Source organism: SAR324 cluster bacterium (assembly GCA_029245725.1).
Classification (GTDB): Bacteria; SAR324; SAR324; order SAR324; family NAC60-12; genus JCVI-SCAAA005.
In genome coordinates, this window is sequence record JAQWOT010000019.1 from 1 (window position 1) to 12,092 (window position 12,092).

Below are 12,092 nucleotides of genomic sequence, written 5' to 3' on the forward strand. Positions count from 1 at the left end.
GTGGCGCCGTTTTGGGAGATCGCCTAGAAGTGCAAACACAACCCACCCTGACCAGCCCCTATCGTGTTCAATTTCTACAAAACATTATACGCTCCTCTAATCAACAACTTCTTGTCAAAGCAGTGATTGAGTTGGTTTGCATCAGGCAGGAAAAACCAGTCCCGGTACCCGATTGGATCCAGGAGCACCTGCCAACATCTGATTGATTTATCCTGCAAAGTGACTTTCTCTTTCTAAGATCGTTTGTTATAATATTAAGTTTACTTCTTTTGTCGCAATGCCGACTCACCATCAGCTTATTTTCATTATAGATTTTAAGGAGAATCCTTGAGCCCAGCCCAATCCACGCCACAACCTGAGGTACATGAGTATCAGGCAGAGATGCAGAAGTTGCTCGATATTCTCGTACACTCACTTTACACCGAGCGAGAGATCTTTTTGAGGGAACTGCTGTCGAATTCTGCAGATGCGTTGAGTAAAGTTCAGTTCCTCGCGCTCACTTCTGCAGACCAACTGCTAAATCCGGATGCATCCCTGCAAATCGAATTATCCTTTGACGAAGACAGGCAAACAATCACTATTGAGGATACTGGTTGTGGGATGACTCGCGAAGAATTGATCGAAAACCTGGGAACCATAGCCAGCTCAGGAACTCTCAAATTTTTGAGGGAGGCTCAACAATCCAAACAAGCAGTCCAGAATCTCATTGGTCAATTTGGGGTCGGTTTCTATGCAGTCTTCATGGTAGCCGATAAGGTGGAGCTAATAACCCGATCTTGGGGTCCCGATAGCCAAGCTTGGTCATGGAATTCCAGTGGGAGTGGTCAGTATGAACTCGCACCTGCTAGCAAGGAAGGGCGTGGAACCAAGATCGTGTTACATCTGAAAGATGAGGCCAAAGAATTCTGTAATGAATATCGACTGAAATCGATCGTCAGCAAATATTCCAATTATGTCCCTCACCCCATCCAACTCAAGGGAGAGACCATCAATAAAGTGACTGCGATTTGGACACAGTCTAAAGAGGAAGTCAGCCAGAAGGACTACGAAGAGTTTTACAAGCAGATTAGCTACGATCATCAGCCTGCCCTGCAGCATCTACACTTGTCGATTGATGCTCCGATTCAGTACTACGCTCTGCTTTACATTCCACAAAAGATCACCAATGAAGTGCTCTATGCACGCGAGGGGAAAGGCTTGGCCCTTTATGCCCAAAAAGTGCTGATCCAACCTCAACATAATGGTCTTCTCCCACCCTACTTACGCTTCGTTCAAGGAGTGGTTGACTCTGAAGATCTCCCCCTCAATGTTTCCAGAGAGAGTGTTCAGCAGAGCGCATTGGTGGAACGAATCAAGAAAAGCCTCACCACACGGCTCTTGAAAGAACTTCAAACACTCGCTGACAATAATTCAGAGTCCTACAACAAGTTCTGGGGGGAATTTGGTGTACTGCTGAAAGAGGGAGTCTCAGCTGATTTCGGTAACCGCCGTAAGCTCATGGACCTGCTACGTTTCAACTCTTCATTGAGTGAAGGAGCTATGGCTGATGTCTCTCTAAAAGACTACGTGAGTCGGATGCGTGATGAGCAAAAAGAGATTTACTATATTGTGGGGCCGTCTAGAGAATCCTTACAACATCATCCGAATCTTGAGTACTTCCGTAAGCAAAGCTTAGAAGTGCTGTTTCTGCATGATCACATCGACGATTTCTTGATGAATGAACTGCGAGATTATGATGGGAAAGCCTTCAAGAGCATCTCCCAGGCAGATATTGATGTACCAGACCCTGTCGAAGACACCTCTCAAATGAGTACAGAGCAGAGAGAAGTTCTGCTCCACAAGATCAAGCAACAGCTTGGCGACCGAATTAAAGATGTGATTGCGTCCAAGAGACTGGTAGATAGCCCTTGCTCCCTTGTCAATCCTCAGGAAAACATGAGCGCTCATATGGAGCGTATGATGAAAATGGTCAATGAGGAATATCAGATCAGCAAACGCAATTTGGAAGTTAATCTGAAACACCCGATCTTGCAGAATTTAGCGAAGCTGACTGAGGAAAATCCCAAATCAGAATTTTTTGGCCAAGCCGTGGAACAGCTCTTCCGTAGTGCAATGCTCGTGGAAGGTCTGTTGGACAATCCCACAGAACTTCTGCCAGATCTCTATAACTTCATGGAAGCTGCGACAGCTCATCAACTGACCTCCTGAAGCAGATCCTCAAATCTGATTACAGAGAGAACGCTTCACTAATTTGTTCTCTCTGACTTACTAACTCTAGCCAACCGAGAAAATGGCTCGAAAGAAAGCCGCCAATGGCAACCAAGCCAACAAAAAAGATCGGATTCTTCTTGTTGATTCGGAAGGAACGGTCATCACGGTAGCTGATCTACCTGATCGCATTCCAATCTTTCCGGTTTATCATCGTCCAATTTTCCCTGGAATTCTGACGATGGTTGGTGCTGACAGTATGGTCAGCCGTTGGATTCGTGATCAAATCCGTGAAGAAAAAATCATCGGCCTCGTGATGGCTAAACCCAACGAAAGTGATGAGGAGGGAGAGCAACGTCAAATCGAGTCTGCTTCTCAACTTCACCGTGTAGGAACAGTTGCGTACGTCCTGCACTGGGTGGAATTGCCAGATGAGAGCTGCCAATTTATGCTGAGCACTCTGAAGCGGTTCAAGGTCCGGAGGTTTTATCCGGATGATCAGCACTACAGTGCTGAAGTAGATTACATCGAAGAAGCACCCCCTGAAATGACAGAGCAGTTGCGTGCCTCTGCAGCTGCCATAGTATCTACCTTGAAGGAACTGATTCCCCATAATCCAACCTTCTCTCAGGAGATGCATCACCTACTTTCCCAGGTCAATCTAGACGAACCCATCAAGCTGACTGATTTGGCTGCCTCGATGACTAACGCTAAAAGCAAGGCCCTGCAAAAAATTCTGGAGACCCTTGATATCCAAGAGCGAATGGAGCAGACTCTGCTGTTGCTGCGGGAGGAATATGACCTGAGTTTGCTGAAAGAGAAGATCAGCCAGAAAATTGATGAGAGGCTCTCCAAGCATCAAAGAGAGTTTTTTCTACGAGAACAACTTCGGGAAATTAAATATGAATTAGGGTTAGAGCAAGATCGCAAACAGATGGAGTTGGATCGTTTTCGAGAACGCTTTTCGGAATTGACACTCACTGAGGAAGCAAAAGAACGGGTGATCCAGGAATTGGGACGCTATGAATTCATTGATGATTCTTCACCTGAATCTCAAATCGTCCATCAATATCTGGACTGGATTGCCTCTTTACCTTGGGGAGTCTACTCGAAAGACAAGCTTGGCATTTCCCAAGCAGAGCGTGTCCTCAACCGAGATCACTACGGTCTGGATGATGTAAAGAAACGCATTCTTGAGTTTATTGCAGTCAGCAAACTTCGAGGTGGAATGCGAGGTGGGATTCTTTGCCTTGTTGGCCCCCCGGGTGTTGGAAAAACATCACTTGGAAAATCAATTGCCTCTGCGCTGGGTCGAGAATTTTATCGCTTCTCCGTTGGCGGGATGAGTGATGAAAATGAATTGAAGGGGCACCGACGAACATACATTGGAGCCATGCCTGGGCGACTGATCCAAGCCTTACGGACTACCAAGACAGTGAATCCAGTGATCATGCTGGACGAATTGGACAAAGCTGGTCGGAGTTTCCGAGGAGACCCCTACTCCGTTCTTTTAGAAATACTCGACCCTGAGCAGAACAAAGAATTCCTCGACCACTATCTTGATCTGCGTTTTGACCTATCAAGCGTACTTTTCGTAGCCACAGCTAACAGCCTAGACACCATTCCACCAGTATTGATTGATCGGATGGAGATTCTGCGATTGTCAGGTTACGTAATCGAAGAAAAATTGAAGATCGCCCAGCGTCATCTGATTCCAAAAATCCTTCCCGATCATGGACTCACTGAAGAAAATCTTGAGCTACCTAAAGAGACACTGAAGCAGTTGACCGTGGAATATGCCCGTGAGGTCGGAGTTCGCAATCTGGAGAAAAAACTTCGGTCCATTACAAGACGTGTGGCAATGCGCGTAGCCAAGGGAGACAAGCAGAAAGTTGTCATCCAGCGTGAGCAGCTTCACAATTTTTTGGGACAGCCTGAGTATCCTGAAGATGCCTACAAGCGCTTGGAATTGCCTGGAGTTGTGCGGGGTCTTGCTTGGACACCAACCGGAGGTTCAACTCTGCCCATTGAATCAATTATGCTCAACGGGAGCTCAGGAGAATTCAAATTGACAGGGCAACTCGGGGATGTGATGAAAGAATCCTCATCAATAGCCCATAGCTACGTACAATCCTTACTGCGTGAAGTTCCGGGCAAGATGCAATTCTTCAAGAAAAACACGATCCACCTGCATGTTCCAGAGGGTGCAACGCCAAAAGATGGCCCTTCCGCTGGAATAGCCATGGCCACCAGCCTACTTTCACTCGCCATCCAACAAGCTGTTCCAGCGTCTATTGCAATGACTGGAGAATTAACCCTCAGCGGACAAGTCCTCCCCATCGGTGGTGTTCGAGAAAAAGTCGTTGGAGCAAAGCTCGCAGGGATCAATACACTGATTTTTCCAGAAGCAAACCGTTCGCAGTTCGAGGAACTTCCTGCACACTTGCGTAAAAATTTGACAATCCATTTCGTCAAACACTTCCGAGAAGTTGCCCTGTTGACACTGGACTACAAACTTTCCTGTTAAACTGTGCTTCCCCTAGCATCGCAATTTTGCTAGAAGACTTATCATTTAACGTGCTCTAGCAACCTGAGGCTCACCTCATAAACCAATTTTGGGTCAATGGCAGACAACTGGTTCCGTGATTCCCACCGTTGGCTGGTCAAAGCCCATCAAACTGTTTCTGACTGGGCAGATGAAGCCGATATCTCTGAGGAATGGTCCAAACGATGGAAGGGCTGGGGAGATGGTTTTCTTGACTGGATGCAGACAGATGCCCCTGCAGCTTTCCGACAACTACTCAGCCAGTCAGACAACCTGAACCAGTGGTATTCTCATGGAAGCCGCTATTTTGATGCTGGCCAAACACTCCTCAGTATTGCAGCTCGGACCTACACATTTCAGAAAATCCGCCTTCCTGTATTAGAGTCCCACGAAATTACTGAAGAAACTCAGTCCCTTCATCAGAAGAATGCTACCGAACTGGCTGAGCTTTGCCGCAGACAAGGTGGTGCTTGGATAAAAGCCGCCCAGTTCCTAAGCTGTCAAGGAGATTGGCTCCCAGATACCTATGTAGATCAACTAGCAGAGCTTCAGGATCAAGCTCCAAGCGTGTCCTGGGGAGAGATCGAAAAACAGCTATTCCAGTGTTATGGTGCCGATTGGAAACTGCGATTCGATGACGTTGAGCCAGTACCGTTAGCAACAGCATCCATTGCGCAAGTTCACCGAGCAAAAACAAGAGGTGGATCTCTTGTCGCACTGAAAATTCAATTGCCGGATGCTTCAGAGAAGATTGAAGCAGACCTGTTGTTTTTCAAGCGCATCGCACCCTTGCTTCAACACTGGGCAGAAGGTTGGAATGTTGAACAGACCGTGGAAGAGCTGAGCAGGAGTATTCGGCAAGAATTAGACTACTACCATGAAGCAGCAAACCTAACAAAATTCCTTGCTCTTTATGAAGCAGAGGAATGGGTGTTTCCAGTACTGATTCCTGATCTCCTGAGTAAAGAAGTATTGGTTATGAGCTTTGTGGAGGGGCAACCTCTTCGGCATTTCCTCAGTGATGTACCCAATGCTGCTGAGCCACTACTTCAATCTTTGGTACGGAGTTTCATCAAGCAAATCTTTGTCACCGGCTTGTTCCACGCAGATCCTCATCCTGGAAATTTCTTTGTAACTCCTCAAGGGAAGTTAGCTCTGCTAGATTTTGGTGCTGTCGGTCAGATGAGGGACTCCGAATGTGAAGCCTACAGAAATATCTTGGTGGCACTTTTCAACCGTCAGCAATCAGAATTTGATTCATTATTGCGCAAGGCTGGATTTGATGTCCCCAACGGTCCATTACTGCTAAAATTACTTTTCGAAAGAGATCCCGCTGAATTTGCAGGGCTGAGCCAGATGGAAACTCATATGCGTATCATGAGAAGGGCAGAGGTAAAAATCCCTGATAATTTTGTACTGATGGGGAGAGTTCTTATTTCGATCGGAGGCCTTCTAAAACAGTATCGGGTGAAAGTTGATCTTCAGGAGTTGGCTATTTATTTGATGAGGGAAGTTGCAAGGAAGGCATCATGAAGGCTCTTGATCAACTGGAAAACCGACTGATCGAACACTGGCAGCGAAAGGAATCTCGGAAGACCTGGCAGGAGTGGATCAAATGGTTGGAACAAATACAGTGTCCTCTGAGAGTGGACCGACCAGAAAAGGTGTCCCCCGGAGATCAATTAAACTATCAGACATTTTTACACTTCTGTGAAACTGCGCTGGCTCGCTTACCCGACTGGGAAAGTAAGCTGACTACCCCAAACTGGGTGGAAGCACATAGTCTTTTTTTGCTCCCAACTGATTGGACTTCATCTAGCCTCACTTCAACAAAATCCACGGCTGGGCAACCTGAACAACATAAGTATCTCACTGAAGAAAATCTAGCTGGCACTCACCAGGCTTTACTGCGCCTTGCAGAGGAAGTCGATAAGGTGAAAAGTCGACTGGAGCAAATTGAGCGACAATCCATCCAGCAGCCTAGGCGTGTTCCGATGCCATCACCTCCACTACCTGGTGGGAGTCCTCTCAAACAGTCACCTCCACAAGTTCCTCCTTCAACACCTTCCACTCCGATGATGAGCCAAACTCTGGAAAATGAGCTACGTTTTCGTCCACCTCCAGAGCTAAAACCTAAGACCTATGTTCCAGAAAGTTTCGATGAAAATAACGCTTTCCCTGCAAGGCCACTGGACGAAGCATATCTTAGTTTCAATGAATGGTGCGATCATCTTTATTCAATTGAGCTGAATGTTCAGGAACTTTCAGAAGAAAACCTTAGAGTCGAAAGCTCCCGACCGATTTCGTTTCTCCAGTTTTCTCATCGTCTGGAGCGAAGGGTTGCTTCCACAGATAGGTTGCATAATCTGCTAGAGACTTTTCGTCTGCACTACAGAACGGGTTTTTCACCAGTACCACCCACGACTAAGATGCCTGGATTAACTCCGGATATACCAGAAATTGAGGAAGATGAGGCATTGGAGTTTACAGAGCAGATCAAAGAAACTTCGACTGGATTCCAACTGCCTCCAGATGATTTATATCAGGATTACAACAGTTGGCTGGAGTGGTTGATTGATCAGAATTTGGATCCTCGCGTTTACAGCAGCCAAGATCTCCAAGTGGAAAGCAGCCATCGAATCTCCTTCCCCCAATTTCGTAGACGGCTGGAAAGAAAATTAGATGATCCAGAGACCTTTCGAAATTTGTTGGGACTCTCAGAACTCTGAAAACCAATGGACTTTGTCCACTAAAAACTTCGACGGAGAACATCACCTATTCCCGTCATTTCCCTTGACAACCATCCATTCGAATGTTAACTATTAGCACTATCAGCTGATGAGTGCTAATAAGCTACTTGAGGGAGCTTTATGTCGAAAACGGTTCAACGGTTGGAGACCAAGGAGTCGATTGACGAACGTACCCAACGAGTCTTGCGCGGGATCATTGAAGGTTACATAACTAGTAACGAACCAGTCGGGTCACGCTCCCTATCAAAGACGCTGGAGATGGGGCTATCCCCTGCGACGATTCGGAACATCATGTCTGATCTCTCAGACATGGGCTTCTTGATGCAGTTGCATACTTCCGCGGGCCGGATCCCCACTGACAAAGCTTATAGGTTTTATGTTGACCAAGTAGTTGTAGCCAACCAACTGACTCGCAAACTCCAGAAAAGGATTCAGGAGGCAACTCAGGAAGGCGGGATGAATCAGGTCGAGGATCTTCTGATCAGTACGACCCGTCTGCTTGCAGGATTAACTCAATTTGTCTGCTTAACCAGTTCTCCAAGAGTTGAGACGAGCATTCTAAGGAGAATAGAGTTTATTCGCCTGAGTTCGCAACAGATTTTGGTTGTTCTGGTAACTCGTAACGGCCAAGTACGGAATAAAATCATTGCAACCACAGAGGATCTGTCGCAGGACTTTCTCAACACAGTCTCAAGTTTCTTGAACGAACAGTTTCACAATCGAAGTCTTCACAAGATTAGACAGCAGATCCTCGAAAGCATGGTAGAAGATAAGGAACGCTACGACCGCTTGTTAGCCCAAGCCGTTCGATTGGGGAAAAAGGCTTTCGAATTAGAGGTTGCTCCGGAGGTTTATATTGAAGGCCAGCACAACCTGATTTTTAGTGAGCGCTTCAAAAATCTGAACAGTGCCCGTGGATTGATGGACGCCTTCGAGCACAAGTCGATGATCATGAATTTGCTCGATTCCACTGTGGAAGCCGATGGCATCCAAATTTACATTGGGATCGAAAATGAGTTGGAGAGCTTCCAAGACTGTACGATGGTCAAGGCTCAGTATAGTGATCAAAACAACGTCCTTGGTACCATCGGAGTGATTGGGCCCACCAACATGGATTACCAAATAGTGATCCCCGTAGTTGATTTTACAGCAAGGATTCTCTCACAAACCATCACCCAACAATCGTCATTCTGTGATTGAAAATAAATGAACAAAGAAAATACTGAACAAGGGAGCAATATTGAAGAACCGCTAGAAAATAGCGACACCTCTATCAACTCAGAAGAATCAGAACCGATTACAGTTGATGAATCATCAGAATCTGATGAGCTAGATACTTACGAGGAAGAAGTTTCTGCAATAGAGAACGAGGCCCTGCTGCAGGTTGCTACTCTGAAAGAAGAACTCCTTCGTCAGCACGCAGAAATGGATAACTTCCGCAAGCGAATGGCTCGGGAGCAAGCTGATCGACTAAAGTATCATCATATGGAATTGATTCGAGAGTTATTACCGGCCGTTGACAGTCTAGAAAGAGCACTCGCTCATTCTCAGCAGCAAGAAGACGCCTCTAACAGCATGATAGAGGGCATTGAAATGGTGAATCGTATGATGCAGGAGAGTCTCAATAAATTCGGTGTGAGCCGCATAGAGCCTCAGGGTGAGCCATTTGATCCCAACTGCCATCAGGCAGTGGGCATGGTGCAAACCGACGAAGTTCCAGAAAATCATGTTCTGGATGTATTCCAAGTTGGCTACTACCTCCATGATCGAGTAGTGAGGCCAGCCATGGTACGCGTCGCTGAAAAACCCTGAATATTTGAAGAACCCCAAAAACTCAAAGGAGTCTGATCTATGGGAAAGGTAATTGGAATTGACCTGGGAACTTCCAACTCTTGTATCGCTGTGATGGAAGGCGGTGATCCCAAGGTAATCCAAAATTCAGAAGGCGTCCGCACCACCCCATCCATGGTTGCCTTCAATGACAGTGGTGAGCGTCTGGTAGGCCAAGTTGCGAAACGACAGGCCATTACGAATCCAAAGCGAACCGTATTCAGCGCCAAGCGATTGATGGGCCAAAAGTTCAACACAGAAGCAGTCAGCCGATTGAAATCTGTGGCTCCCTTTGAGATTACAGGTGGAGCAAATGATCTGGCCTACATAGGCGTTGATGGTAAGAGCTATTCTCCACCTGAAATTTCAGCTTTCGTTCTGCAAAAGATGAAGCAGACTGCTGAAGACTATCTTGGTGAGACGATCACCGACGCAGTCGTTACTGTTCCAGCCTACTTCAATGACAGCCAACGTCAGGCCACAAAAGACGCAGGTAAAATCGCTGGCCTGAACGTACTCAGGATCATCAATGAGCCCACTGCGGCTTCATTGGCTTATGGCCTGGACAAAAAATCAGATGAGAAGATAGCTGTCTTCGACCTTGGCGGAGGGACATTTGATGTTTCTATTCTCGAAATCGGAGACGGAGTTTTTGAAGTCAAATCAACCAACGGAGATACCTTCCTTGGTGGAGACGACTTTGACAACCGATTGATCAACTTCCTGGCTGATGAATTCAAAAAAGAAAACAGCATAGATCTGCGCCAAGACAAAATGGCTCTCCAACGTCTGAAGGAAGCAGCCGAAAAAGCGAAGCATGAGTTATCTTCCAGCACTGAAACGGAAGTTAATCTTCCCTTCATCACTGCAGACCAGAATGGTCCAAAGCACTTGAATTTGAAAATTAGCCGAGCTCGCTTTGAACAAATGGTGGATGATCTGGTCCAGCGATGTCTTGGGCCATGCAGAGACGCACTTAAAGATGCTGGCTGTACCGCCAAGGATATTGATGAGGTGATTCTAGTCGGTGGAATGACGCGAATGCCCAAGATCCAGCAGATCGTGAAGGAATTTTTCGGCAAAGAGCCTCACAAGGGTGTCAACCCAGATGAAGTTGTTGCAATCGGTGCAGCAATCCAAGGTGGAGTACTTAAAGGTGACGTCAAAGATGTTCTATTGTTGGATGTCACACCTCTCTCACTTGGCATTGAGACCCTCGGTGGAGTAATGACCAAGTTGATAGAGCGCAACACCACGATTCCTACCCGCAAGAGCCAAGTCTTTTCAACAGCAGCGGACAACCAACCTGCGGTAAGTATTCACGTGCTGCAAGGTGAGCGCGAAATGGCAGGTGATAACAAGACCCTGGGCCGTTTCGAATTGGTTGGTATCCCAGCGGCTCCAAGAGGAATGCCTCAAATTGAGGTGACCTTTGATATTGATGCCAACGGCATCGTCAATGTCAGTGCCAAAGACCTTGGTACTGGTAAGGAGCAAGCAATCAAGATCACCTCCTCCAGCGGTCTCTCTGACTCAGAAGTAGAACGTATGGTTCAGGAAGCAGAACAATATGCTGATGACGATAAAAATCGTCGTGAATCGGCAGAACTTCGGAATCAAGCTGAGACACTACTCTACAGTACAGAGAAGACGATGGGAGAACTTGGCGATAAGCTCCCAGAAGCAGACAAAGAGAAAATCACCGCTGTCAGTGAGCAACTTCGAAAGAGCTTGGAAGGAGATGATCCTGAGGCTATTCGCAGTGACATCGAGGCACTTACCCAAGCATCCCACAAACTTGCTGAGTTGCTTTACAGTCAATCAGCAGCAAACCCATCTGATTCAGATCAGCCGGGCGATGATCAAAACCAAGGTGGTGGTTCAGGCAGCAAGCAAGAAGACGACAACATTGTTGATGCAGAGTACGAGGAAGTTAAAAAGTAATCTTTTCGCATCCTCAGGAAGGAGGCCCCGTTGGCCAAACGTGATTATTATGAAGTACTAGGGGTCTCCCAAAACGTTAGCCCGGAAGACCTGAAGAAGGCCTACCGAAAAGTGGCCATGAAGTATCACCCAGATCGTAATCCGGGTGATTCAGATGCTGAACTGAAATTCAAAGAAGCAACTGAAGCTTATGAGGTTCTGAGTGATTCTCAGAAGCGTTCTCGCTATGACCAATTCGGCCATGCTGCTGAAGGTATGGGAGATGGTTTTAGCGGTGGCTTCAGTGGCGGTGGTTTCAGCGACATCTTTGGAGATCTCTTCGGAGATATCTTCGGAAATACTGGGGGTCAACGTAGCCGCGGTGAACGTGGTTCGGATCTCCAATACAATATGGAGATTTCTTTCGAGGAAGCCGCATTTGGGCATTCGACTGAAGTGGATATCCCGAGAATGGAAACCTGCGACACATGTGGGGGACTAGGGGCTAAATCAGAATCCGATATAGAAGTCTGTCGGGTCTGTAGCGGGACAGGCCAACAGCGAATCCAGCAGGGCTTCTTTAGTGTCGCAACAACCTGCCGCTCTTGTGGTGGGCAGGGAAAAACTGTTCGCAATCCTTGTGGAACCTGTCGTGGTAAAAAGCGTGTTCCTAAAACAAGGACCATTCGAATCAACATTCCTGCGGGGGTAGATAACAATTCCAGAATCAAACTCTCTGGTGAGGGTGAACATGGGATTGATGGGGGACCTCCGGGAGACCTCTACGTTGTGATTCGTGTGAAGAAACATCCGATCTTCGAACGGGATGGATCTGA

Annotated in this window: 9 protein-coding genes; all 9 read left to right on the top strand. The window is 46.9% G+C overall.

Annotation, left to right across the window (positions count from 1 at the left end):
• Positions 1–206, top strand: a 206-nt coding sequence (locus P8O70_00670) for a hypothetical protein (protein ID MDG2195396.1), incomplete at its 5' end; no start/stop codon positions are given.
• A gap of 121 nt (positions 207–327) precedes the next feature.
• Positions 328–2,208 (top strand): molecular chaperone HtpG, encoded by a 1,881-nt coding sequence (htpG, locus tag P8O70_00675; protein ID MDG2195397.1) that lies wholly within the window; start codon positions 328–330, stop codon positions 2,206–2,208.
• An 82-nt stretch (positions 2,209–2,290) separates the two neighbouring features.
• A complete protein-coding gene (gene lon, locus P8O70_00680; protein MDG2195398.1) occupies positions 2,291–4,735 on the top strand; it encodes an endopeptidase La in 2,445 nt (814 codons plus the stop codon).
• Positions 4,736–4,831: 96 nt separating this feature from the next.
• Positions 4,832–6,286: an AarF/ABC1/UbiB kinase family protein gene (locus tag P8O70_00685; GenBank protein MDG2195399.1), complete on the top strand. Its 1,455-nt coding sequence runs from the start codon at positions 4,832–4,834 to the stop codon at positions 6,284–6,286.
• Entirely contained in the window at positions 6,283–7,482 is a 1,200-nt protein-coding gene (locus tag P8O70_00690; protein ID MDG2195400.1) for a hypothetical protein, read from the top strand. Before P8O70_00685 ends, P8O70_00690 begins: the two co-directional genes overlap by 4 nt.
• 141 nt (positions 7,483–7,623) lie before the next feature.
• Entirely contained in the window at positions 7,624–8,703 is a 1,080-nt protein-coding gene (gene hrcA, locus P8O70_00695; protein MDG2195401.1) for a heat-inducible transcriptional repressor HrcA, read from the top strand.
• A 6-nt stretch (positions 8,704–8,709) separates the two neighbouring features.
• Positions 8,710–9,315: a nucleotide exchange factor GrpE gene (grpE, locus tag P8O70_00700; GenBank protein ID MDG2195402.1), complete on the top strand. Its 606-nt coding sequence runs from the start codon at positions 8,710–8,712 to the stop codon at positions 9,313–9,315.
• A 39-nt stretch (positions 9,316–9,354) separates the two neighbouring features.
• Positions 9,355–11,277, top strand: coding sequence for a molecular chaperone DnaK (gene dnaK, locus P8O70_00705; protein ID MDG2195403.1), 1,923 nt, complete (start codon positions 9,355–9,357; stop codon positions 11,275–11,277).
• A 30-nt stretch (positions 11,278–11,307) separates the two neighbouring features.
• The coding region (gene dnaJ, locus P8O70_00710) for a molecular chaperone DnaJ (protein ID MDG2195404.1) at positions 11,308–12,092 on the top strand (785 nt) is incomplete at its 3' end.